At 51.5% G+C, this 23219-nt stretch carries 22 protein-coding genes; 5 read left to right on the forward strand and 17 right to left on the reverse strand.

Going from position 1 to position 23219, the window contains the following annotated elements:
* Positions 1–52: 52 nt before the first annotated feature.
* From ABFZ84_RS07745 to ABFZ84_RS07775, 7 genes are all read right to left on the reverse strand, one after another.
* The gene (locus ABFZ84_RS07745) at positions 53–1222 is read right to left on the reverse strand and encodes a cystathionine gamma-synthase (protein WP_369313401.1); all 1170 of its coding nucleotides are present in this window, start codon (positions 1220–1222) and stop codon (positions 53–55) included.
* Between the two features lie 75 nt (positions 1223–1297).
* On the reverse strand, positions 1298–1759 hold the full coding sequence (locus ABFZ84_RS07750; RefSeq protein WP_369313402.1) for a YaiI/YqxD family protein: 462 nt from the start codon (positions 1757–1759) through the stop codon (positions 1298–1300).
* A 148-nt stretch (positions 1760–1907) separates the two neighbouring features.
* Entirely contained in the window at positions 1908–2252 is a 345-nt protein-coding gene (locus tag ABFZ84_RS07755) for a Spx/MgsR family RNA polymerase-binding regulatory protein (protein ID WP_369313403.1), read from the reverse strand.
* A complete protein-coding gene (locus ABFZ84_RS07760) occupies positions 2253–3641 on the reverse strand; it encodes a pyridoxal-phosphate dependent enzyme (protein WP_369313404.1) in 1389 nt (462 codons plus the stop codon).
* A gap of 58 nt (positions 3642–3699) precedes the next feature.
* Positions 3700–5646 (reverse strand): bifunctional tRNA (5-methylaminomethyl-2-thiouridine)(34)-methyltransferase MnmD/FAD-dependent 5-carboxymethylaminomethyl-2-thiouridine(34) oxidoreductase MnmC, encoded by a 1947-nt coding sequence (gene mnmC, locus ABFZ84_RS07765; RefSeq protein ID WP_369313405.1) that lies wholly within the window; start codon positions 5644–5646, stop codon positions 3700–3702.
* A gap of 39 nt (positions 5647–5685) precedes the next feature.
* Entirely contained in the window at positions 5686–6207 is a 522-nt protein-coding gene (locus ABFZ84_RS07770) for a phasin family protein (RefSeq protein ID WP_369313406.1), read from the reverse strand.
* Positions 6208–6334: 127 nt separating this feature from the next.
* Entirely contained in the window at positions 6335–7534 is a 1200-nt protein-coding gene (locus ABFZ84_RS07775) for a lytic murein transglycosylase (RefSeq protein ID WP_369313407.1), read from the reverse strand.
* A 186-nt stretch (positions 7535–7720) separates the two neighbouring features.
* Here ABFZ84_RS07775 and ABFZ84_RS07780 point away from each other — a divergent pair, with 186 nt between their 5' ends.
* From ABFZ84_RS07780 to ABFZ84_RS07790, 3 genes are all read left to right on the forward strand, one after another.
* Complete coding sequence (locus tag ABFZ84_RS07780) at positions 7721–9433, forward strand: dipeptidyl-peptidase 3 family protein (RefSeq protein ID WP_369313408.1); 1713 nt, start codon at positions 7721–7723, stop codon at positions 9431–9433.
* Positions 9434–9453: 20 nt separating this feature from the next.
* Positions 9454–10851, forward strand: coding sequence for a serine hydrolase domain-containing protein (locus ABFZ84_RS07785; RefSeq protein WP_369313409.1), 1398 nt, complete (start codon positions 9454–9456; stop codon positions 10849–10851).
* 103 nt (positions 10852–10954) lie between these two features.
* Positions 10955–11155, forward strand: coding sequence for a DUF2061 domain-containing protein (locus tag ABFZ84_RS07790; protein ID WP_369313410.1), 201 nt, complete (start codon positions 10955–10957; stop codon positions 11153–11155).
* Here the strand turns inward: ABFZ84_RS07790 and ABFZ84_RS07795 are convergent.
* The 4 genes from ABFZ84_RS07795 to ABFZ84_RS07810 are packed head-to-tail and all read right to left on the reverse strand — an operon-like array spanning position 11140 to position 15373.
* A complete protein-coding gene (locus ABFZ84_RS07795; RefSeq protein ID WP_369313411.1) occupies positions 11140–12036 on the reverse strand; it encodes a hydroxymethylglutaryl-CoA lyase in 897 nt (298 codons plus the stop codon). The genes ABFZ84_RS07790 and ABFZ84_RS07795 overlap by 16 nt on opposite strands.
* Entirely contained in the window at positions 12037–14049 is a 2013-nt protein-coding gene (locus ABFZ84_RS07800) for an acetyl/propionyl/methylcrotonyl-CoA carboxylase subunit alpha (RefSeq protein ID WP_369313412.1), read from the reverse strand.
* Positions 14050–14057: 8 nt separating this feature from the next.
* Positions 14058–14582, reverse strand: a complete 525-nt coding sequence (locus ABFZ84_RS07805; protein WP_369313413.1) for a GNAT family N-acetyltransferase — start codon at positions 14580–14582, stop codon at positions 14058–14060.
* Positions 14582–15373: an enoyl-CoA hydratase/isomerase family protein gene (locus tag ABFZ84_RS07810; RefSeq protein ID WP_369313414.1), complete on the reverse strand. Its 792-nt coding sequence runs from the start codon at positions 15371–15373 to the stop codon at positions 14582–14584. Before ABFZ84_RS07810 ends, ABFZ84_RS07805 begins: the two co-directional genes overlap by 1 nt.
* Positions 15374–15495: 122 nt before the next feature.
* On the opposite strand from ABFZ84_RS07810, the gene ABFZ84_RS07815 reads away from it, so the two are divergent.
* On the forward strand, positions 15496–15909 hold the full coding sequence (locus tag ABFZ84_RS07815; RefSeq protein ID WP_369313415.1) for a DUF3775 domain-containing protein: 414 nt from the start codon (positions 15496–15498) through the stop codon (positions 15907–15909).
* A 3-nt stretch (positions 15910–15912) separates the two neighbouring features.
* Here ABFZ84_RS07815 and ABFZ84_RS07820 read toward each other — a convergent pair whose 3' ends face one another.
* Entirely contained in the window at positions 15913–17517 is a 1605-nt protein-coding gene (locus ABFZ84_RS07820; RefSeq protein ID WP_369313416.1) for a carboxyl transferase domain-containing protein, read from the reverse strand.
* A gap of 73 nt (positions 17518–17590) precedes the next feature.
* On the opposite strand from ABFZ84_RS07820, the gene ABFZ84_RS07825 reads away from it, so the two are divergent.
* The gene (locus tag ABFZ84_RS07825) at positions 17591–18433 is read left to right on the forward strand and encodes a TauD/TfdA dioxygenase family protein (RefSeq protein ID WP_369313417.1); all 843 of its coding nucleotides are present in this window, start codon (positions 17591–17593) and stop codon (positions 18431–18433) included.
* On the opposite strand, the gene ABFZ84_RS07830 is transcribed toward ABFZ84_RS07825, so the two are convergent.
* The 5 genes from ABFZ84_RS07830 to ABFZ84_RS07850 are packed head-to-tail and all read right to left on the reverse strand — an operon-like array spanning position 18430 to position 23191.
* A complete protein-coding gene (locus ABFZ84_RS07830) occupies positions 18430–18849 on the reverse strand; it encodes an acyl-CoA thioesterase (protein ID WP_369313418.1) in 420 nt (139 codons plus the stop codon). The genes ABFZ84_RS07825 and ABFZ84_RS07830 overlap by 4 nt on opposite strands.
* Positions 18849–19976 carry an iron-containing alcohol dehydrogenase gene (locus tag ABFZ84_RS07835; RefSeq protein WP_369313419.1) on the reverse strand — a complete coding sequence of 376 codons (1128 nt, stop codon included), beginning with the start codon at positions 19974–19976 and terminating at the stop codon, positions 18849–18851. Before ABFZ84_RS07835 ends, ABFZ84_RS07830 begins: the two co-directional genes overlap by 1 nt.
* Positions 19977–19990: 14 nt before the next feature.
* Positions 19991–21745, reverse strand: a complete 1755-nt coding sequence (locus ABFZ84_RS07840; RefSeq protein ID WP_369313420.1) for an N-acyl-D-amino-acid deacylase family protein — start codon at positions 21743–21745, stop codon at positions 19991–19993.
* Positions 21742–22662 (reverse strand): bile acid:sodium symporter family protein, encoded by a 921-nt coding sequence (locus tag ABFZ84_RS07845; RefSeq protein ID WP_369313421.1) that lies wholly within the window; start codon positions 22660–22662, stop codon positions 21742–21744. Before ABFZ84_RS07845 ends, ABFZ84_RS07840 begins: the two co-directional genes overlap by 4 nt.
* Before the next feature lie 46 nt (positions 22663–22708).
* Positions 22709–23191 (reverse strand): DUF3429 family protein, encoded by a 483-nt coding sequence (locus ABFZ84_RS07850; RefSeq protein WP_369313423.1) that lies wholly within the window; start codon positions 23189–23191, stop codon positions 22709–22711.
* Positions 23192–23219 lie beyond the last annotated feature (28 nt).

The following is a 23219-nucleotide window of genomic DNA, read 5'->3' on the forward strand; positions in this document are numbered from 1 at the left end:
ATTTCAAGCGTGCAAGCCTATCAGGGTTGTTTACTTTGTCACGACTATATTTTTATAGACCGGATAGCGCCAAATCGAGGTCGCGACGTAAATCATCTAAGTCTTCGACACCAACGGACAAGCGCACCAATGCGTCGTCAACGCCAAGCTCGGCTCGGCGCTCTGGCGGAATAGATGCGTGTGTCATAATCCCGGGGTGTTCAATCAGGCTTTCAACACCACCCAGCGATTCGGCAAGTGTGAAAAGTTGAACCCGTTCGAGCATCGTTTTCGCGGCATCTAGCCCGCCCTTTAGAAAGATTGTCACCATACCGCCGAAGGCATCCATCTGGCGCTTTGCGACTTCGTGGCCCGGGTGCGAATTTAGGCCCGGATATGAGACGCGATCAACCGCAGGATGGCTTTCTAGCCATTCTGCCAGGGCCAATGCATTCGACGTTGATCGCTCAAGCCGGAGCGCAAGGGTCTTTAGGCCGCGTAACGCAAGAAAGCTGTCGAACGGTCCTTGAATTCCGCCTACAGAATTTTGTAAAAATGCGAGTTGTTCCCCAAGCTCTTTATCGTTGACGACCAAAACCCCACCGATAACGTCTGAGTGCCCACCAAGGTATTTCGTGGCTGAGTGCATGACGATATCTGCGCCAAAGTCCAGCGGGCGCTGACAATAGGGCGAGGCGAAAGTATTGTCACAACCAACGATGAGACCATGTTTGTGTGCAATTTTTGAAATGGCTTCGATATCAACGACCTTTAATAATGGATTGGTCGGGGTTTCAAGCCAAACAAGCTTTGTCTCAGGCGTGATTGCCGCTTCTAGGTTTTCGGGTTTTGTCAGGTCTACGTAGGAAAACGACATATTGGCAGAGCTTTTCCGTACACGTTCAAAAAGCCGGAATGTGCCGCCATAGACATCATCCATCGCGATCACATTGCTACCTGCGGGGAATAATTCAAGCATGGTTGAAATTGCGGCCATGCCCGAGGCAAATGCAAAACCGCGTGAGCCATTTTCCAAATCTGCAATACAACGCTCATAGGCGTGACGGGTGGGGTTGGCACCGCGCGCATAGACAAAGCCTTTATGAACGCCGGGGCTTTCCTGGGCATAGGTCGACGTTTGATAAATAGGTTGCATGACGGCACCGGTCGTTGGGTCATGTTCCTGACCCGCATGGATGACGCGGGTTGCAAAGGCAGGTCGGTTTTTGCTTTGGTCAGACATAAATCATTGCCTCAATTATTTTTCGCGCGATGGGCGCGATTCTGGAAATGGACTTGGCGTGCGATGGCCCAGACGTCAACCCTGTCGCTTTAAGCGTACAACCGCTTCATCAAGGGTCGAAAGGAAGCGCGACCGATCAGATTTTTGAAACGGGGCAGGGCCGCCAACGGCGTCACCACCGGCCCGCAGGTCCGACATAATGGCCCGTGCGGCAATGGCTGAGCCGATCGAGTCCTTGGTGAACGGCGTGCCTTTCGGGCCGATGACAGTCGCATCCGCCTTGAGGCAGCGCTCTGCCAATAGGATGTCGGCAGTGATTACAATAGAATTCACATGCGCGTGTTCGGCCACGTAATCATCGGCGGCGTCGTAATGGTCATTGACGGTGACGCGATCAATCAATGGGTGGCGCGGGATACGGATCGGCATATTGGCGACTACGGTCACCGGAATTTCGTGCCGAAAAGCGACCTTATAGGTTTCTTCTTTTACAGGGCAGGCGTCTGCATCAATGAAAATCTGAAGTGGTTTGCTCATCTGTTTTGTTTAAACAATTCGGTGGAAATGAACAGGTGGGAAAGCGCTTCATCATGGCGATGGATCCCGGATCAAGCCCGGGATGACGGTGTGCACCAGTTGTCATCCGACGAAAGTCAGGATCCATAACAAAGTCGGTTCGGCGCTTTTAGCCCAACACAGTTTCTTGGGTGTCTTTTGACCAACCTACATAGACCTCAGTGGGCCCATTGACGATGATTGGGCGTTTCATCAACGCGGGGTTGTCATGCATTAATTTGACAGCGCCTTTATCGCTGAGGTTCTCTTTGTCTGTAGGCGGTAAATTGCGCCATGTTGTTGAAGCCTTGTTCAGCAACTTGTCTGTACCGACGGCGGCAGCCCAACGGCCAATTTGCGCCGCACTGACAGGTTCTTCGCGTACGTCATGAAATGCATAGGAAACACTAGCACCATCAAGTGCTTTTTTAGCCTTGCGGCAGGTGTCACAATTTTTAAGGCCGTATACGTCCATTTATGCCACCTGTAGACGAAGATAGTTCAGTAGATCTGTACGAGTGATCAAGCCTTCGAACTTGCCGCCTTTGGTCACAACCGCAACATGACCTTTTGCAAAAATCGGCAACAGCGATTGCATGTCTTGTTTCGCGTCGAGCGTTTCGACGCGATAGGTCATCGCAGATTTTACCGGGTCTTTGAATTTGTCGCGATTTCTAACGACTGCGAACAACAGATCTTCTTCGTCGAGGAGACCAGCCACGTTGCCATCTTCGTCGAGTACCGGTAATTGCGAAATGTCATAGAGTTTCATTTTTCCGTAAGCCGACATCAACGTATCGTCTGGCTGAACGGTAACGGTTTGTTGTTCTGAGTGATGACGGGTAATCAAATCGGTCAAATCATCTTTTGGCGCACGCTTTAGGAAGCCTTGATCATACATCCAATAATCATTGAACATCTTTGAAAGATATTTGTCACCGCGATCACAAACAAAGGCGACCACGCGTTTTTTCTCTTTTTGTTTGCGGCAATGTTTGAGTGCGGCGGCAAGAATTGTACCCGAAGATGATCCGGCAAGAATTCCTTCTTTACGCAGAAGATCTCGCGCTGCCTCAAAGCTTTCTCTGTCGGTGATGCCATATGCAGCCTTGACCCGCGAAAGGTCGGCGATATCTGGAATGAAATCTTCGCCGATGCCCTCGACCAGCCACGAGCCGACTTCGTTCGGAATGGCACCTGTGTTCACATATTCGGTGAGGATCGAGCCTTGTGGATCGGCAAGAATGATCTCTACATCTGGTGCGGCTTCATTGAAGAAATTTGATAGTCCGGTGATCGTACCGCCTGAACCGACGCCGGCAACGATGGCGTCCATATCGCCTTCCATCTGGCCCCAGATTTCGGGGCCCGTGCCGGTTTCGTGGGCCAATGGATTGGCGGTATTGCCGAACTGATTAACATAGAACGCGCCGGTTTCGTTGGCGATGCGTTCTGCCATGTCTTGGTAATAATCCGGATGGCCTTTGCCCACATCAGACCGCGTAAGGCGAACGTCTGCGCCCAGAGCCTTTAGGTGGAAGATTTTTTCCTGTGCCATTTTATCTGGCACAACAATTATTGTTTTATAGCCTTTTTGTGCCGCCACAAGCGCCAATGCAAGGCCCGTGTTACCGGCGGTCGCTTCGATGATTGTGCCGCCGGGCTTCAGTTTGCCTTCGCGCTCAGCGGCTTCGATCATGGCAATCCCAATGCGGTCTTTGATTGACCCGCCGGGGTTGGAAGCTTCGAGTTTCAAAAACAGTTCGCAAGGGCCGGTGTCGATATTTGAAATCTTGACCATGGGTGTCCTGCCGACCCCCTCAAGAACATTATCGTAGACCGGACCGAATGGCGTTTCTTTCATGGAGAAATCCTTAACTGGTGTTGCGGCGACTTAACCCAAAGCCGCCTTGATCCGCAAGTTAACTGGCCGCAGTTCGGCCCGAACCACGTTTAAGATCGCGGATAAAAAAACGAGCCGGGTGGATGGCCTCATAAATCTCGTGATCGGCGGGGGCGGGGCTATTGGCCATCTCTGCGACCATCATTGCGGCTACATAGGGCGCGGTGACCAGCCCTCGAGAGCCAAGCGCCGTGAGGACGAATAGGTTTGGCAACATACTCCCTGCGGGTAAGTTCTCTCGTCGTCCATGGCGTAATCCGTCATACGCCCCAGCGTAAAACCCCCAATCGGGCAATGGCCCCGCCACCGGCAGTTGGTCTGGCGTTGTGCAGCGCACGCTTGCGCGAGATTTGGCGTCGCCCAGGTCACGCACGAGATGGGGCAAATAATGTCCGACCGATTCTATATTGGCTTGGGTATTGTCATTGGTTGATATTGGCTGCGCGCCCAGAGCTATTGGTTCATAGGTCGCCCCGATCACAAGTCCGCCACCGGGAGACGGTGCGGCATAGGGGCCCGTCACATGGATGTGGTTCGGCATTGGCCCTGATGTGAAATGCTCGATTTGTCCTGCTGATCCCGTAAGTGGCAGCCCTCGAATTTGTGTGAATCGCAAGGCATCAAGACCATTGGCGATAATCACCGCATCATAACGATGTGCGTTTTGATCTGTCTCAAGCGACCAGCCATCGGCGCTGTGATCAAGTCGGGTAACGCGTTCATTTACAACAGGCGTATCGCCAAGCAGGCAGGACACAAAATGCGGCGGGGTAACCACGCCCGCTTGTGGGAAGTATAACCCATCCGCATGCTGTTCAATCCACCCTTCGGGTAGAATCTTTTGATCGACGAGCTTTTGATGACGCTCAGCTTCGCGTTCAGTCGCCGCATAGAGTTTCGCGCCGCAAGGCATGAAAAGTGTCGGATATGAAAGCCCGTCGAGCAATCGAAGCGTATGAACATAGGCACTGATATGAAAGCGTCCGGCGGGGAAATCACCCACATCAAGCCGAGGCATGATTAAGCCTGCGATATTTCCCGACGCACCATTTGCAGGCGATACCGATTCAAACACGGTCGGTGAAAATCCTGTGCGACGCAATTCATAGGCGAGGCTTGCGCCGGCGATACCGCCGCCAATTATTGCGACATTTGCGCCTGATTTAAGGGGCGAAGCTGGCGTGTACCAAGATGCACGTTGGGGCGACGGTTCATGGTTCGTTAGTGTACCAACCAACATGTGTTTTTTGCGGCCATGGCCGGGAATTTTTTTCCACGCGAAACCTGCACTTTCTAGGTTACGGCGGACCATTCCGGCGACAGTGAATGTCGCAAAACTTGCGCCTTTTGCTGACAGACGTGCAAGTTCGGTGAAAATTTCTTCCGACCACATGTCAGGGTTTTTCGAAGGCGCAAAACCGTCAAGAAACCAAGCATCGATCTGCCCGCTGGCGCGTCGAAGCCCGTCCAGTCCGTTGCCATAAAAAAGCGTGAGGGTTACGTCGTCGCCAAAGCTTAACTGATGATATCCGGGCAGGGCGGGTGGTAGTTGTTGCCTGAGTGCAAGCGTCAACTCGCTTAGTTCGGGCCATGCCTTATGGGCTTTTTCCAAATCATCCGGCGAAAGCGGGAACCCCTCTACGGACATAAAGTGCAGCTTTGCACCGGTCGGCTTTTTCGTTTTCAGCCACCGGTCCCACGTGACAAGAAAATTGAGACCAGTACCAAAGCCTAGCTCGCCAATATGAAAACGCTCAGCATGTTCAAATCGTTCGGGCAGATTATTGCCGCGTAGAAAGACGAAATCGGTTTCAGCGGGACCGTCACCGGAAAAATAAACATCGTCAAAAATGGGGGAGCGCGGTGAAAGCGTCGTATCCATAGACGAATGGGGCGCAAGCTCGGCGCTTGCACCCCATTCCACAACTGCGTGGTCAATTACGATCGTTGTTCTCTCGCCGCTCATGGGCGACAGACATAACGGATGACCGTCGTCTTGTCTGCGTTAAGCTTTCGCAGGAAACGCAAAGAATTTTTCGAAAGATTTGAGGTTCGCGAAAGGAACTTCAACTGGCTTCATCGTTTCGCGAGCCGTTTCTACTGATGTTTCAGTAAGTTCGCGCGCGCGCTCGATGCGCGTTTCGAATAGCTTTTTCCAGTATGATTGCTGAATGGTCAGCGCGTCAGCAAAGCTTTTTGCATTTGTCAGGTCGTTGGCAAACTGCACAGTTTCAGAAACTTCTTCCTGAGCCGCTTCCATTAAACGCGTGTTTGTTTCGGTCGCGCGTTCTTGGGTGGTTTTGAAACGAGCCTGAAGTTCTTCGGCCAATTCTTCGTTTTTCGCACGTGCTTCTTCGATGTTCTCGCCAAATGATTCCATCATCGTTTCGAACTGTTCTTTTGCCTTGGCGGTCCATTCAGCGCCATTTGAAAATGACATGATGTCGGCCATAGGGTTCGAAGCTTCAGCTTTAGAGGCTGAAGATTTTGTTGTTGTTTTCTTCGCTGCGGTCTTCGTGGTTGCCATGAGGGCCTCCTTTACAAAGTGGTTGCTGCCCGGCATTTGTGCGGTGCAGCATTGGCCTTCACTTAGTGGTTTTTGTGCAGCGCAACAAGGGCTATCTTGAAAATTTTTTATGACGTCAAAAAATGGCTTACTTTAAGGCTTCCAGCACCTTTGCGGACGCATATCCATCGGCAGGAATGCCGACTGATTGTTGAAAAGACCGTAACGCCTTTTTGGTGCCGGCGCCGATAATCCCGTCAACGGGGCCGGGATTGTATCCACGGTCTTTTAGCGCCTGTTGCAGGTCTTTACGTTCAGATAGCGAGAGGGGCCGGTCATCGCGCGGCCAAGCAGCCACGACAGCCCCGCTGCGCCCCGCAATTTCTTCTGAGAGGAGCGAGACCGCGAGTGCATAAGCCGTCGAGCGGTTATATTTTAAGATCGCTTCGAAATTTTCGAATACCAAAAATGCAGGTCCGCTTGCGCCCGCGGGGATAATCAGCCGACCGCGAATATTCGGATCGAAACCATCCACTAAGCTTGGTCCCCTGATTGATGAAAGCCCGGTGGCGGCCCATTCGACGACGGCTTTTTTGATACTTGTATCGGCTAAGGCATAATCGAAATCTGTGGGTAAGCGAACTTCTATGCCCCACGCTTCGTTACCGCGAAAACCGGAAACGCTCAGGTAATTTGCCGTAGAGGCGAAAACATCGCCGAGATTGTTCCAAATATCGCGCTTACCGTCGCCATCATGATCAATCGCATAAGCGAGGTAAGTGGTTGGGATAAATTGCGTGTGCCCCATGGCACCCGCCCAAGAGCCTTTTAGGTCACCACGATTTGCATATCCGTGCTGGATAATTTTGAGCGCGCCGATGAGCTGGCTGCGGCCATAGCCGGTCCGGCGCCCTTCAAAGGCGAGGGTGGCTAGCGCCTGGATCGCATCATAATTGCCCATGATCGCGCCATAAGAGGACTCAAGCCCCCAGATTGCCATGATGATTTCAGCATCAACACCATAAGCTTGATCAATGAGGGTCAAAAGCGCGCGGTTTTCCTGATATTTTGTGCGTCCATTCGCAACACGCGTCGCTGACACAGCGCTATCGAGGTAGTCCCAAATGCCACGTGAGAATTCTGGCTGGTTATCGTTCAGCTCATAGACACGGGTGTTGATGCTTAGGTTATTGAGCGCATCATCAAGCACGGATTGGGAAATGCCAGCGGCCGAAGCCTCGGCACGGAAGCCTGCAACCCATTGCTCAAAATCCGCTGGTTCAGCATGGGCAATATTGGCCAAGGACAGAATTGCGGCAGCGGCAATGGTGCCCAGTCGTTTCTTCATGCTGAATTCCTCATTTATTTTGCGAATCACTAGATCGGCTAAAAGCGCGCATAAATTAGCAATATTCAAACCCTATCGCGCCCGCAAGGCCGGATTATGGCGGGGTTTGTAGAACCAGCACAAGGCGCTAGATTGACCCCAAATCGAGCGGTCAGGACGGTTGCTCGGGTCATTTGAGGGATCATTATGAATAATTCTTTTGCTCGTTCCATGCTTGTTGTTTCTTTGTTTGCATTGAGCGCCGCGTGCTCGCAGCAAGAACCGCCAAAGGTTACCGAACCAAAAGCCGAATCTCATGACAAAGACGCAAAGCAGATTGCGGTTGCATCCAAAGAAGCGCTGGAAACGATGCGAGACCAATTTGCCGTTGTCGATATGGAAGCCGACACGTCATTTTTGACGGACGAAGAAAAAGCCGTCGTCAACAAACTCAACCAAGCGGCTGTGTTGTTGAATGAGATTTATTTCCGTCAACGGAGCGAGCAAAACCCGGAATGGCGCGAAAAAATTGTTGCGAGCGAAATAGCGAATAAAGATCTCGTTCTTGACTTGTTTGACCTCCATTTTGGCCCTTGGGATACGCTCGATCACAACAAGCCTTTTTATGGCAGCACGCCGATGCCTGCTGGCGCAGCATTTTACCCGGAAGATATGACCAAGGAAGAATTCGAAAATTGGATCAATGAACACCCCGAGGACGAGGAGGCGTTCACGAGCGGATACACACTGATCCGTCGAGATGGAAATGGCGGCCTGAAATCTATTCCGTATTCAGAGCATTATCGAGAGTGGTTGGAGCCTGCGGCTGAGCTCATGCGTGAGGCGGCGGATATGACTTCGAATGCAAGTCTTAAGCGGTTTCTAAATTTGCGCGCCGAGTCGTTCTTGACTGACGACTATTTTGAATCTGAAATGGCATGGATGGACCTTGATGGGCCAATTGAAGTCGCCATTGGTCCCTATGAGGTTTATACGGACAAATTGTACGGTTATAAAACGGCGTTCGAAGCGTTCGTTACAATTAAAAACCCCGAGGAAAGCGCGGCCCTTGCGAAGTACAAAAATTTCCTTCGCGATATGGAAGCTAACCTTCCGGTTGATGAGTCCTATAAAAACTTTAAGCGCGGTTTTGAATCACCGATCGCCGTGACCTATCAGGTTCATGGCGGCGGTGATAGTGTGCCGGGCGTTCAGACTGTAGCGTTCAACCTGCCGAATGACGAGCGCGTGCGCGAAGCCAAGGGCGCGAAAAAGGTTTTGTTGAATAATGTACTGGGTGCGAAATTCGATCTCATTCTTGCGCCAATGGCAAAAGATGTTCTGGTGCCGGAACAGGCAGACATGTTGATGAAAACATACATGTCAGGAGAGGTTCTTTTTCATGAGCTCTCCCATAGCCTTGGCCCGGGTTCAATCATCAAGGATGGTGTTGAAACATCTGTAGGTGCCGAACTAAAGGAACTTTATACGCAGACGGAGGAGGGAAAGGCCGATGTCATGGGCGCTTATAATGTTCTTTATATGATGGAGCAGGGCGAGCTGCCGATCGCTGAGAAAGATAACTTTCTTGCGACGTATTTTGTCGGTTTGTTCCGGGCTATGCGTTTCGGGATCAACGAGGCACACGGAGCCGGCGCAGCATTTCAATACTCGTACTTCCGCGAAGCTGGTGCGTTTACTGTTGAAGATGGCAAGTTCAAGCTTGATTTTCCAAAACTCGAACAGGCCGTCACGGACCTGACCCGCGACATCGTAGTTTTACAAGGTAACGGTGATTATAGCGCGGCCAAGGCGTTTCTCGATGAATACGCTCAGCTTGATACTGACGCTGAGAACGTGATCGCTTCGCTAACTCATCTACCGGTTGATATTCAGCCAATATACGACGACGCGCTTTAGTTTTCTGAGAGGAATTTTTGATGCGTAATTCAATTATTGGTTCGATTGCAGCTATTGGTGTTGTGATCGGGAATGCCAATGCGCAAGATGTCGATCTCGCGCATTTATCACTGGTCGCGGGGTATAAAGCGGCATTTACGTGCTCTGGGCATTTCAACGCTGGGCGCTCGCCGGAGCAAATCGCCGGTGACGAACTGAACCGAATTTACCCAGACTATCGTGACGCAATGGCAACGCTGCCAGATGCGGTGATTGATGAAGTAGCGAAAACCGTTTCGGTCGCCTATGCCGATGACGCTGTGCGTATAGCGGCATGGCGGCCCAGACTGGGGTGTGTTCAATATCCAACGGGTGCTGACGAAATAGACCTGCCTGAGGTGAGGTTCGAAAAACTTCGCGACAAGTCGCAAATTTCGTGGCCGCTCGGCGATAAAATTTCGGATGAAATTCTCGCCGATCAGCCGCAGGGGTATAGCCTTGCGGGCGTGGTTGCTGATGCATTTGACCGCGAAACCTATGGCGAAGGTACCGAAACGACTGCGGTATTGGTGGTTGAAAATGGCCGGATCATGGCGGAGAAATACCGCGAGGGATTTGACGCCTTCACGCCCCAACGAACCTGGTCAGTCGCAAAATCAATAGCGGCAAGCGTTATTGGCGCAGCCGTCGAGCAGGATCTTATTGTGGTTGATGCGCCAACAGGGCTGGCAGCATGGTCGTCACCAAACGATCCGCGCGGCGCGATTACACTCGAAAATTTATTGCATATGTCGAGCGGGCTGACTTCGCCAACCGCAGGCAACCGTACTGATGACATATACTTTGGTGGCGGCCGAGTGGTCGACCATGCGATTACCAATAGGTTGGTGGCGACGCCGGGAACGCGTTGGCGCTATGCCAATAACGACACTATGACCGCGATGCGCACGCTCCGTGAGCAGATGGATGATGATAAAGCTTATTTAAGCTTTCCATTTAGCGCCATTTTGGAGCCTTTGGGCATGGATCACACTTTTCTGGAAACAGATTGGAATGGTGATTTCGTAATGTCATCACAGGTCTGGACGACCGCACGGGATCTCGCACGGCTCGGTTTGTTGTATCTAAATGATGGTACGTGGGAAGGTGACCGTATTTTGCCGGAAGGATGGGCCAATTATGTGGCGACACCGGCCCCGGATCAGCCAACCGACCGCGAAGACGGGTCAATGCGACCCGGTTATGGGGCGCAGTTCTGGCTTTTGGGTGAAAGATTTGGATTGCCAGAAGGGACCTATGCGGCTTTCGGTAACCGTGGACAATCACTCGTGATCATTCCTTCACGGAATATTTTAGTGGTGCGTCGCGGGTTCGACGATGGTGGCGGGTTTGATATTGCTCAATTTACCGCTGACACCCTTAAAGTGTTGGAGCACTAAATTTCCGTGATCGCGAATATGTGAGCTCTATGAGATGCTTTACTAGTTGCGAATGATTCGCAAAAATACTAAATCTAATCCACTCAATAAAGTGGATTGGAAAATGGAACAAAGCGCTTTGAAAACAATGACCTATGCCGTCATGCATTTTTGCGTGGCGATTATCGTTGCTTTCGCTGTGACCAGAAGCTGGGTAGCGGCATTGGGTGTCGGGATGATCGAACCTGCGATCCAAACCATCGCCTATACATTTCACGAAAAAGCGTGGGCCCGGAAAAATACCGGGCTTCACCCCGCGCTTTGACGGGCAAGGGTAACTTTAGATCCGGGCTTGCGGCCGAGAATTTCTGAAATCCAAATACTGGTTTTGATGAGTGCATCAAGATCAACACCTGTGGCAAACCCAGAACGTTCAAGTGAATAGGCCACATCTTCGCTGGCGACATTGCCAGACGCGCCTTTGGCGTAAGGGCATCCACCTAATCCGGATACGGATGAGTCGAATACACGAACACCTTCGTCAACAGCGGCCCAAATATTCGCGAGGGCCTGTCCATAGGTGTCGTGAAAATGACCAGCCAATGCGCGTACTGGCACAGCGCCAGCGACGGCGCGGATCAGCGCGCGCGTTTCTTCCGGGGTGCCAACGCCAATAGTGTCACCCAATGATATTTCATAGCAGCCCATGTCGAATAATGCTTTGGCGACAGGAACAACGGCAGCGGGTGAAACATTCCCCTCATAGGGGCAGCCCAGAACACATGATACATATCCGCGAACGCGAATGCCGTCAGATTTCGCCGCTTCTATAACAGGTTTGAATCGCTCAATACTCTCTTCTATGGAGCAGTTGATGTTCTTCTGGCTAAAGCTTTCTGATGCTGCGCCAAAAACCGCAACAGTATCAGCATTAACGGCACGTGCGCCCTCAAAGCCCTTCATATTCGGTGTAAGAACCGGGTAGGACACTCCTTTTTCTCGTTTTACTTTGGACATGACCTCGTCGCTCGCCGCCATTTGAGGCACCCATTTGGGAGACACAAATGCACCGCCTTCAACTGATTTCATGCCCGCATGTGCGAGGCGCTCGATCAATTCGACTTTGGTTGATACGTCTACAGATTGTTTTTCGTTCTGTAATCCGTCACGCGGGCCGACTTCAACGATAGTGACATGTTGGGTCATTTAATCACTCTCTTCAAACTCGACCAAAAGGTCGCCGTCTTTAACCTGATCACCAGCAGAAAAACGATAGGCCTTAATCGTGCCGTCAAAGGGGGCCTTAATGGCATGTTCCATTTTCATGGCTTCCATCATTAATAACGGTGCGCCAGCTGCGATTTTGTCGCCAACCTTCGCAGATAACAATGTAATGACGCCGGGCATCGGGGCAATCAATGAACCTTCGCTAGATTGGTGCGCAGAAATACCCGCAATCGGATTGGGCATTGAAACGTCCCAATAGTTTGCGCCGATCCACACTCTCAACGTGTCCAGATGAGGGACTGCAAAAGCAACGACATTTTTTCCATCCACTTCTAACCTAACGTTACCGTCGTCACTTTTTGAGCCGGAAAAAGAAAAGCCTATCGGTTTTGCTCCACCGTCGCCCTCGCGTCGTGTCGCGGCCGAGGCGTCGGGTTCAAGGGTTGCAGAAAAATGTTTGCCCGATTGTGAAAGCCGTAGAATTGACGGTGTGTTTTCGTAATCAATCCACATGACTTCGTGGGTGGGGCGGTTGAGTCGGAACCCGTTTAATATTGCCCATGGGTCATCATTTGCGGGCTTCGATTGGGCATGCTTCCAAATCGCCGCTGTTGCCCAAATGCGGGCGTCCGCATCAGCGCGATGAAACAATGCGTCTTCGTGCTCTTCGATAAACCGAGTTGAAACATCGCCAGCAATAAAGTCAGGCGCGGCGGCAAGTTCATGCAGGAACTGCGCATTTGTTTCAAGGCCCGCGACGCGTGTTTCGCATAGCGCCGATCGAAGGCACCCTAACGCTTCGTCTCTGGTTTTGCCGTAAGTGATAATTTTTGCGATCATCGGGTCGTAATAGGGCGTGATCGCTTGACCTTGTTCAACACCGGAATCGATCCGCGCTATATCATTTGGAAGGCGCAGGGTTGTTAGTGTACCGATGGACGGTGCAAAATTGCTGACTGGGTTTTCCGCGTAAAGGCGGGCTTCGAATGCGTGCCCGTTTTCCTTTATCTCGCCTTGCGAAAGCGGCAGACCTTCGCCAGCCGCGATCCGTAATTGCCATTCGACGAAATCCAATCCTGTGATCGCTTCAGAAACGGGGTGCTCGACTTGAAGTCGAGTATTCATTTCCATGAAATAGACATTTTCGCTTTGCGGATCATATAGAAATTCAACAGTGCCCGCGCCGCGGTAATTGACGGCTTTGCCGGCATCCACACCTGCTTTTAATAGCGCGGCACGCAATGATGCCGATAGGCCGGGGGCGGGGGCTTCTTCGATAACTTTTTGGTGGCGGCGTTGGACTGAACAATCACGTTCAAACATATGAACAACATTACCCGTGCCGTCGCCGAAAATCTGAACTTCTACATGGCGCGCACGTGCAATATATTTCTCGATCAAAAAGCGATCATCACCAAACGCTGATTTTGCTTCACGTTGTGCTGATTTAAGCGCTTCTTCTAGGTCGGATTCACGTTCGACCATGCGCATGCCTTTGCCGCCGCCGCCAGCTGTCGCTTTTAGCAGTACCGGATAGCCGATTTTTGATGCTTCACGCTTGAATACAGAAACGGACTGATCCGTTCCCTGATAGCCGGGTGTGATGGGAACATTTGCGGCTTCCATCAAATCTTTTGCTGCCGATTTTGACCCCATAGCGCGGATCGTCTCCGCAGTCGGACCGATAAAAACAATACCGGCCTTTTCTAGCGCATCGGCAAACTCTGCATTCTCAGACAAAAATCCATATCCAGGATGAACAGCTTCAGCACCGGTTTTTTTAATTGCTTCAAGAATTGTATCGCTACGCAGATAGCTTTCTGCGGCGGGTGACGGCCCAATATAGACGGCTTCGTCGCATATGCGCATATGGGGGGCACCGCGATCTGCGTCCGAATAAACCGCGACTGTTGATACTCCCATGGCCTTAGCCGTTTTGGCAACACGCACAGCGATTTCACCGCGATTAGCAATCAAAATTTTCTTGAACATATTTGACCTTATGAAACGATATCAAAAGCGGGGTGATAGTGAATGGTTCTGATGTCGTCGGCTTCGACACCTACATCATCATGTGAAATTACGCGAAAAGCATCACCAGCATCAAACCCGGCCCAACTCATTTTGCGTTTGGACGCGGGTTCGAAACCAAAGCGGGCGTAATAGTTGGGATCCCCAAGCACAGCGATCAGGCGTGCATTGTTATCCTCGCATGTTTTAAGGCCGGTACGGACTAATTTAGTGCCGATGCCCTGATTTTGATGTTCGGGGGCAACAGCAAGCGGACCAAGCCCCAATAACAATCCGTCGAGGTCAGGTTTCGATGTTACCGGACTAAATGCACAATAACCCACAATAACACCGCTAATCTCGGTTACGCGCTCAAACTTGGTTGCGTGTTGTGCCCACAATTTTCGAACGAGATTGGCCTCATCCTGGCGTTCAAACGCACTCGCAACCAAAGCAGCCACGGCTTCATAGTCGTCGGTGGTGATCTTGCGAATGAGATGACCTAGACCGGACATTACTCAACCTGCCAATTCGGTTTGCGTTTTTCGAGAAATGCGGTGATGCCTTCTTTGCCGTCGGGACTGGTGCGGGCTTTGGCGATGATCCCGGCAGTTTCTTCCATCACGTTGTCTTGCGGTGTGCGATAGGAAACGCGACGGATCAGCTCTTTTGCGGTTTCTTGTGCGTTGGGGCTGCATAGTAATAGGTTTTTGAGCGTCTCTTCGAGTTCGTCATTGAGCTGGTCCGCAGGGACGCATTTGTGGAGCAGCCCGATACGTTCTGCGTGCGCCGCATCAAACCGCTCGCCCGTTACAAACAATCGCCGTGCTTGCCGCACCGTAATGGCCTGAATGACGAATGGTGAAATAACCGCGGGCACCAATCCTACTCGAACCTCGGTTAGCGCAAAAAACGACGTATCCGCACCAATGGCAATATCACAAGCGGCAATCAAGCCAAGGCCGCCACCCATGGCGGGACCGTTGACCAGTGCGATCGTTGGCTTTGGGGAGTGATAAATCGACGTCAACATATGAGCGAGGCGGCGCGCGTCGTCTTTGTTCTCGGCTGCTGAATATCCTGCGGCGCGTTTCATCATATTAAGGTCGGCACCGGCAGAAAATGCTTTACCATTACCCGTCAACACGATAACGCGAACATTTGGATCGGTGTTGAGCCGACCAATCGAATCGCAAATTTCGCTAATCAATTCTTCGTTAAAGGCATTGCGAATTTCAGGACGATTTAGCGTTAATCGCGCGACGCCACGGCTATCTATCGTGGTAATTAATACCTTGTCGTTCATTTCAGTATGCCTCCCAGTCTTTTTTATTTCATAAGGCAAAACAAGACGCTCCGCCACCATGCGAACTATTTTGCCAGCCTCGTTGTTAGCCCGCTAAATATACCACTCATAAAGGAGGTCCCATGATCCTCGATCCAGATACAGTATGTTCCCTCATATATAAGATTAGGCGTTTACACGGGAAAGAAGTGGCCGGGCAGGATGTCCTTGTGTCGAACAGCATTGACGAAGAAGAGCCTGGTCACAATAGAATGGATGATGCTCTCGTTGAAGGTCAGGATACGGGTAACATCGCAGAGATTGTGGGTCTATTAGAGGGGTTAGAGTCAGAGCAGTTGCAAGAATTAACAGGGGTGTTTCTCCTAGGTCGAGACAGCGAGACCTATGAAAATCTCGAAGCGGCGAAAGCTGCGTCAATGCAAATAACAAAACCAATCATTGATTTAATCCAGGACGACCCTGCGTCTGCGGAATATCTGGTAAGCGGGCTTGAACAGAACAATATTCATTGTGATGCCCGTACCGGGGCTGTTTAAGCATCACATCCGGAAAACACCGAACTTAGTTTCTTCGATAGGGGCATTGAGCGAAGCGGAAAGACACAAGCCCAGAACATCGCGTGTTTGGGCCGGGTCGATTATGCCGTCATCCCACAACCTCGCTGAAGAATAATATGGTGAACCTTGGGTATCGTAACCAGAACGGATCTTCGCTTTAAAGCTTTCTTCGTCTTCTTCTGACCACGTTTCGCCGTCGCGTAAACCGTCGCGTTTAACGGTCGCGAGAACACTTGCGGCTTGTTCGCCGCCCATGACCGAAATACGGGCGTTTGGCCACATGAACATAAAGCGCGGACCATACGCGCGGCCACACATGCCGTAATTACCCGCCCCGTAAGAACCGCCAACCACTACGGTGAATTTGGGGACGTTCGCAGTCGCGACAGCGGTGACGAGTTTTGCGCCATCTTTTGCGATACCACCTTCTTCGGCCGCGCGACCGACCATAAAGCCGGTAATATTCTGTAAAAAGATCAATGGGATTTTGCGTTGGCAGCACAGCTCAATGAAATGTGCACCCTTTTTTGCGCTTTCTGAAAACAAGATACCGTTATTGGCGATGATCCCGACGGGGACGCCATGAAGGCGCGCAAATCCGGTTACCAGTGTCGAGCCGTATAGTGGCTTAAATTCATCAAAGTCGGACCCGTCAACAATTCGTGCGATGATCTCGCGTGCATCATAAGGTTTCCGAGCATCAGCTTCGACAACACCATAAAGTTCTTCGGCATCATAGATAGGCCGAGCGGGTTCGGCCATGGTTACCTTGCCGAGCTTTACCCAGTTGAGGCGTGAGACAATTTGGCGGGCAAGGCCGAGAGCGTGGTCATCATCTTCGGCGAGATGGTCCGCAACGCCAGAGATGCGCGTATGCGTATCGCCTCCGCCTAGGTCTTCTGCTGAAACTACCTCGCCAGTGGCGGCTTTCACGAGAGGCGGCCCTCCGAGAAAAATTGTGCCTTGTTTTTTGACGATGATTGCTTCGTCAGACATGGCCGGCACATAGGCTCCGCCCGCCGTACAAGAGCCATGTACGACCGCAATTTGCGGAATTCCCTTTGATGACATTTGCGCCTGATTATAAAAAATTCTGCCAAAATCATCCTTGTCCGGAAAAACTTCATCTTGCATCGGCAAGAACGCGCCACCACTTTCAACGAGGTAAATACATGGCAAGCGGTTTTCTTGTGCAATTTCTTGGGCGCGAAGGTGTTTTTTTACGGTCAAGGGATGATAGGTACCACCTTTGACCGTAGGGTCATTGGCGACGATCATGCATTCTGTGCCATTGATACGGCCAATACCGGCGACGACCCCTGCGGACATCACATCGCCGCTATACATTTCCCATGCCGCAAACTGACCAATTTCTAAAAATGGTGCACCCTGATCAAGAAGCCGGGTAATACGCTCTCGCGCCAATAGTTTGCCACGCTTTTTGTGTCGCTCGTTGCGTTCTGCGCCGCCACCTTCTGCCACTTGGTCCATATTCGTGCGTAGGGCATCAACGGCCTTACGCATCGCATGTGTGTTGGCGATGAAGCTTTCTGAACGCGGGTCAATCTTGGATTGGATGACGGACATGATCTGTGGCGTTTCCCTTTTGTTTTGAACGGTCTATCAAAGCTATGCAATGAAGGGAATAGGAGCATAACCGATGAAAGTGATCCCAAAATCTGGTGGATTCGGCGCGGTTGTTACCGGTATTGACCTTACACGTCCTTTAACCAATCAACAGGTTTCCGATTTGCGGGCTGTATGGCTGGAACATCAAGTCTTGATATTTCCTGATCATGCTATGAGCGACGATGATCTTGAGCGGTTTACGCTTTATTTCGCAGGGTTTGGAGACGATCCTTTCATCGCACCGATAAAAGGGCGTGACCATATTATCGCTGTTCAACGGGCTGCCGATGAAACTGCCCCGATTTTTGCCGAAAACTGGCACACTGATTGGAGTTTTCAAGAAAAACCGCCAGCCGGGACCTGTTTGTTTGGCGTTACAATTCCGCCTCATGGCGGTGACACACTTTTTGCGAATCAACATTGGGCATTGGAAAGAATGCCGGATGAATTGCGCCAAAAACTTGAAGGCGTTGATGCGATTCATTCAGCGCGTGTGCCATATGCGCCCGGCGGTGTTTATGGTGAACAAGATGCTAAGCACCGTTCGATGGATATTCGTGCATCCAATGACGCAATGGTTGAACAACGCCATCCGATTATTCGGGCACACCCCGAAACCGGACGTGATGCCATTTATGGCTGTATTGGATATGTTACCGGTATCGCAGATATGGACCAGGCTACGGGCATGGCACTACTTGCTGAGTTATATGCCTGGCAAACCCGCGAAGAATTTCAGTATAGGCACAAATGGCAGGAAAACATGTTGGTGATGTGGGATAATCGTTCGGTATTGCATATGGCGACAGGCGGTTATGACGGTTTTGCCCGAAAGCTACATCGAACAACCATCGCGGCATGGGACGGCCACTAGGCGCGAATTGCGTTTAGCGCAATGCGGAATTCGTCGGGAAGGGGCACAGGGCGGCGGCTAGTCCGGTCTACATAAACGTGGACGAAATGCCCTTCGGCAGCGGGTGCTGTGTCCCCGAGTTTGAAGATCGCCAATTCATAACGAACCGATGAATTGCCGATATGGGCGACACGTAGTGCACCTTCGAGCTTTTGTGGAAACTCAAGCGGTGCGAAATATTTGCATCCCGTTTCTATAACAAGTCCGATAACATCACCATTATGGATGTCGAGGGCATTAGCGCTAATCAAATACTCGTTCACAATGGTGTCGAAATAACCGTAATAGGCGACATTGTTCACATGGCCGTATATGTCATTATCGGCCCAGCGCGTTTGTAGCGGTAGGAAATGTTTGTAATCCCCTCGACCGGACATCAAAGAACCTCAGTGTACAGTCGAAGTGCGTCATCATAAGTGACCTCGCGCGGATTACACTTCATCAAGCGCTCAACCTTTATGGCATCTTCGGCGAGTTTCGGCAGGACATTATGAGATACGCCGACATCTGACAGACGGTTCGTCACACCAGTTGCAGCACAGATAGAGAGCATTTTTTCAAGAAATGCATTGGCGTTTTGGGCCGTACCAATTACTGGTCCGAGTTCGGCGTAAAGCCTTTCTGCCACGGGCATATTATGACGCAATACGGGCGCGAGCATCAGCGAGTTAGCAAGCCCATGTGGCACATGGAAATGCACACCGAGCGGATAGGCCATGGCATGTACTGCGGCACAGGGCGAATTCGAAAATGCTTGTCCGGCCAAAAGCGCACCAAGCAACATTGCTTCGCGCGCCTTGGTGTCGCCCGGTTCGTCACATGCATGTTGTATATTGCGAGACAATAAGGCCAGAGCCTTAGTGGCAAGCGCATCCGAGATCGGGTTTTTATAAAGCTTATTGGTGAATGCTTCGATTGCATGGACCATCGCGTCAATGCCGGTGGCAGAGGTCACATGGCGCGGCATAGAAAGCGTTAGCGCGGCATCAAGGATTGCGACATCAGCATAGAGCTGTGGCGCGACAATACCCATTTTCAGATCATCATCGCTTGTAATAATAGAGATGTTCGTGACTTCCGAACCGGTGCCTGCGGTTGTCGGCAGCAACACCAAAGGCGCACGATCACCGCGCACCATGTTCGTGCCATATATTTCGTCGAGCGATTGAGCAGAGTTCAAAAGAACCGCAATGACTTTTGCGGTGTCCATGGATGAACCGCCACCAAAACCGATGACGCCATCGCTGCCATGGTCTTTTGCCGCGGTGACCGCGTTGCGCACGACTTTCGCGGGGGGGTCGGCTTCGACACCATCAAAAAGGAAATAGTCCAAACCGGCTTTTTTCAAACTCGCGAGTGCATCGCCAATCAACCCTGCGCCGATAACCCCCTTGTCAGTGACGATGCATGGCCGCTGCATCCGGTTTTTGATGATATCACCAAGGCGATTGGCCGCGCCGGTTTCGAAAATTAAATTTGCGACCGTATCAAAGGTGAAATTCATCGGTTTTTCCTGATTTATCCAAACCGAACCAATCGGCCAGGGCGAGCATTGGTTACTTCGTCATTGGCGATAACCCGTTGGCCCGCAACAAATGTCGCGCGATAACCGGAGACAGGTTGCAAGAGGCGTTGACCGCCAGCGGGCAGGTCCTGAACCATTTTGGGCGGGCCAAGCCGTAACTTGTCATGTTCAATGATGTTTATGTCTGCACGCAAACCAACTTTGATCCGTCCACGGTCTTTTAGCCTGAGGTAATCGGCCCCATCTGCTGTCAGAAATTTGATGGCGCGGGAAAGGTCAAGCCGGTCATGGTCGCGATCACGGCACCAATGGGTCAATAAATATGTGGGGAAGCTGGCGTCACAGATCGTGCCCACGTGGGCACCGCCATCAGACAAGCCGGGCAGGGCCGCCGGATGGGTGAGCATCTTATGGACATTATCATAGTTAAATTCGGTGTAATTATAGATCGGGAAATAGATGAGCTGTTTTCCATCTAGTTCTAACAACGTGTCGTAGAGTTTTTCTTTGGCGGTGACGCTGTCGCGCCGGGCTTCGGCCCCTAATGACTGTTCGGCAGATTGCTCGTAATCGGGGTTTTCACCAAGTCGGAAAAACTTATTGGCTACGAGTTCGAGTGCCGCAATCATCGTGTCTGCAATCGGCGGAACGGATGATCCTTCGCCCGCAAGCTTGACTGGTTCTTCAGCAAGGCATTTTTTCTTGAACGCCGGGTCGCGCATGATAGCTACACGCTCAGCCAGTGGCTTGTCTTTAATTTCGATATAACTCGGCTGCGCCATCATCGGGTGGAAGGTGCACTGAAGCCCTTGGAAAACGCCAATCGCACGCGGTGCGACCTGAACATGAAAATCGATGCCGTCTTTATTGAGGCGCTCTGTTTCATCAAGAATACGCCGCCAGTCATTGGGGGCCATATCGCGTTGCATTAGGGAAATTGATGCGGGTTTGCCGCCGCCGGCACGGACGAATTTTTCCACGATCTCGAATTCTTCGTCAAATTGGTCGCCCTCGCGTTCGAGATTGAAATCATTGACAATCTGAAGAACGCCATGATCGAGATCTGCCAACGTGCTTGATAGGGCCGTTAATTCACGCAAGCCCGCTTCGGCGCTGGGGGTCCAATCACCATCGGCGGTGCGGTGCACATCGGTGCGACCAATAGAAAACCCTGCGGCACCGGCCTTCATGGCGTCCGATACGATGCTCTGCATTTGTTTTAGATCGTCGTCGGTGGCTTTTTCAAAGGTACTCGCACGTTCGCCCATGGCGTAAACCCGAACAGGATCATGACCAATCATCACCCCAAAATCGATTGTGTGCGGCATTGCATCGATAGCGTCCATATATTCGGGGAAGGTTTCCCAATTCCACGACAAGCCTTCGTGAAGTGCCGTACCCGGAATATCTTCGACGCCTTCCATCAGGCGGATCAAACGGTCTTGATCCTGTGGCTTCACGGGCGCAAAACCGACACCACAATTACCCATGATAACGGTCGTGACGCCGTGGTTGACCGACGGGCGTAACTCTTCGTCCCAAGAAACCTGCCCGTCATAGTGGGTGTGAACATCGACAAATCCAGGGGTGACGATAGCGCCAGCGGCATCCACGGTTTCTTTGGCGGTGTCAGCACATTCGCCAATCTCGGTGATTACGCCGTCTTTAATCCCAATATTTGTACGTATGGCTTCGCCGCCGTTGCCATCGTAAATCAAACCATCAATGATTTTCAGATCGAAGCTCATGTCGCTTTTGCCTTTCGCCAATCAAGATAACGGAACAAAGAGATCATAACGCCGCCAGAGATGAAGTGCCAAACGCCCCATGCAGCTGCGATAGCGGCCGCACCGCCTAAACCTTTTAGTTGTGCCAGCAGCAGAACAACTGCGAGTCCCGCATTTTGAATGCCGACCTCAAAGGTCAGGGTTCTGCGTCGTGCGGGCGTAGCGCCCAAAAGTCGGCCTGATGACCAGCCAAGTCCAAAGGCAGCGGCATTGTGCAGTGCCACAGGAAGCAAAATCAACATCCAGCCCGCGACAAGCATTGGCCAAAAACTGATGACGCCGGTGACAATCACATATCCGAGCACGGCCCCGCCCAGCATCGCTAGTGGCTTGCGAATTTTTTGGGCAAGAGCGGGAAGGTATCTTGCGCCAGACATGCCTAGCCCAAGAGGCACAGCGAGCATCAATGTGGTCTGGATGACAAATTGGGTGCGATCAAAGGCAACAGAGTCGAGCAGAACGGATGTCGGGCCGTAAAGGCCGGACCACAACAAAATGGCCGCGGGGGTCCATAAGGTCGCGATGACACTAGACCCGGCGGTGAGCGAGACCGAATAGGCAATATCGCCCCGGGCACCCCATGTCATGAAATTAGAAACATTTCCCCCCGGACATGCCGCGACGACAATCATCCCGAGCGCAATCGACGGGTGTGGCGCAAGGATGGTGACCAATAGCAATGTTAAAAGCGGCAGCCCAATAATCTGCGCCGCAAGCCCACCCCAGAATAGCTTGGGATCGCTGCGTAGAAATGAGAAATGTTCGGTTCTCAGGCCAAGGGCGATTGCAAAAATCATCAGAATAATCGCCGCTGCCAAAAGGGCCTGTGCCGTGGGGTCTAGCGCGATGGTCAGCTGATCAAGGGCATTTTCATCCATTTAGGGAAATCAAACCACAATCCGCGCATTCATTGGCGCAATGTTTTTAGTAGTAGCCCCAGAGCAAGAGACGACTGATAATCAGGATTATAGAAACTCCTGCCCAGAAGGTAAGTCTGATGCGCAGTGTGCCATACCATTTCGGCGCGCCGCCGTTCGATACCCACGCTAGATCGCGGACGAGTAAATAGACCATCAACACCAAGATGATGAAATGCCGCTGAGCGGCACCAAGGGTTAGAAAGAAAACCCCATTGGGAATAATGGCGAAGAATGCGACGAGCGTAATCAACAAGTTTGGAATGATCGAGCCGCTTTTGTTTGCCCCCAGAGTTATACCCATTCCGGCACCAGCAAAAAAGATAACAAAAACAGCACCGGCGGCCAGCGCGATTTGATGGAAATCGAGCGCAATATATTGGGGTAAAAGGGCCGGGCTAAGCCACAGCGCTGCGGCGGCAACAGCCAATGGGATTAGCCCAAAAAGGCCAAACCGGTTGAGTTCGTGTGCTTGTTTATTTCGCGCCATTTATGCCCCCGCCATATCGCTCAGGCAT

It is taken from the genome of Hyphococcus lacteus, assembly GCF_041058985.1.
GTDB lineage: Bacteria > Pseudomonadota > Alphaproteobacteria > Caulobacterales > Parvularculaceae > Hyphococcus > Hyphococcus lacteus.

Excerpts from the sequence above, each read along its gene's own strand:
- ABFZ84_RS07835 (WP_369313419.1), bottom strand. The coding sequence starts at position 19,976 with ATGAATTTCACCTTTGATACGGTCGCAAATTTAATTTTCGAAACCGGC.
- ABFZ84_RS07750 (WP_369313402.1), bottom strand. The coding sequence starts at position 1,759 with ATGAGCAAACCACTTCAGATTTTCATTGATGCAGACGCCTGCCCTGTA.
- ABFZ84_RS07785 (WP_369313409.1), top strand. The coding sequence starts at position 9,454 with ATGCGTAATTCAATTATTGGTTCGATTGCAGCTATTGGTGTTGTGATC.
- ABFZ84_RS07775 (WP_369313407.1), bottom strand. The coding sequence starts at position 7,534 with ATGAAGAAACGACTGGGCACCATTGCCGCTGCCGCAATTCTGTCCTTG.
- ABFZ84_RS07760 (WP_369313404.1), bottom strand. The coding sequence starts at position 3,641 with ATGAAAGAAACGCCATTCGGTCCGGTCTACGATAATGTTCTTGAGGGG.
- ABFZ84_RS07825 (WP_369313417.1), top strand. The coding sequence starts at position 17,591 with ATGAAAGTGATCCCAAAATCTGGTGGATTCGGCGCGGTTGTTACCGGT.
- ABFZ84_RS07805 (WP_369313413.1), bottom strand. The coding sequence starts at position 14,582 with ATGTCCGGTCTAGGTCATCTCATTCGCAAGATCACCACCGACGACTAT.
- ABFZ84_RS07810 (WP_369313414.1), bottom strand. The coding sequence starts at position 15,373 with ATGAACGACAAGGTATTAATTACCACGATAGATAGCCGTGGCGTCGCG.
- ABFZ84_RS07845 (WP_369313421.1), bottom strand. The coding sequence starts at position 22,662 with ATGGATGAAAATGCCCTTGATCAGCTGACCATCGCGCTAGACCCCACG.
- ABFZ84_RS07780 (WP_369313408.1), top strand. The coding sequence starts at position 7,721 with ATGAATAATTCTTTTGCTCGTTCCATGCTTGTTGTTTCTTTGTTTGCA.
- ABFZ84_RS07745 (WP_369313401.1), bottom strand. The coding sequence starts at position 1,222 with ATGTCTGACCAAAGCAAAAACCGACCTGCCTTTGCAACCCGCGTCATC.
- ABFZ84_RS07820 (WP_369313416.1), bottom strand. The coding sequence starts at position 17,517 with ATGTCCGTCATCCAATCCAAGATTGACCCGCGTTCAGAAAGCTTCATC.
- ABFZ84_RS07840 (WP_369313420.1), bottom strand. The coding sequence starts at position 21,745 with ATGAGCTTCGATCTGAAAATCATTGATGGTTTGATTTACGATGGCAAC.
- ABFZ84_RS07790 (WP_369313410.1), top strand. The coding sequence starts at position 10,955 with ATGGAACAAAGCGCTTTGAAAACAATGACCTATGCCGTCATGCATTTT.
- ABFZ84_RS07770 (WP_369313406.1), bottom strand. The coding sequence starts at position 6,207 with ATGGCAACCACGAAGACCGCAGCGAAGAAAACAACAACAAAATCTTCA.
- ABFZ84_RS07850 (WP_369313423.1), bottom strand. The coding sequence starts at position 23,191 with ATGGCGCGAAATAAACAAGCACACGAACTCAACCGGTTTGGCCTTTTT.
- ABFZ84_RS07800 (WP_369313412.1), bottom strand. The coding sequence starts at position 14,049 with ATGTTCAAGAAAATTTTGATTGCTAATCGCGGTGAAATCGCTGTGCGT.
- ABFZ84_RS07795 (WP_369313411.1), bottom strand. The coding sequence starts at position 12,036 with ATGACCCAACATGTCACTATCGTTGAAGTCGGCCCGCGTGACGGATTA.
- ABFZ84_RS07830 (WP_369313418.1), bottom strand. The coding sequence starts at position 18,849 with ATGTCCGGTCGAGGGGATTACAAACATTTCCTACCGCTACAAACGCGC.
- ABFZ84_RS07755 (WP_369313403.1), bottom strand. The coding sequence starts at position 2,252 with ATGGACGTATACGGCCTTAAAAATTGTGACACCTGCCGCAAGGCTAAA.
- ABFZ84_RS07815 (WP_369313415.1), top strand. The coding sequence starts at position 15,496 with ATGATCCTCGATCCAGATACAGTATGTTCCCTCATATATAAGATTAGG.
- mnmC (WP_369313405.1), bottom strand. The coding sequence starts at position 5,646 with ATGAGCGGCGAGAGAACAACGATCGTAATTGACCACGCAGTTGTGGAA.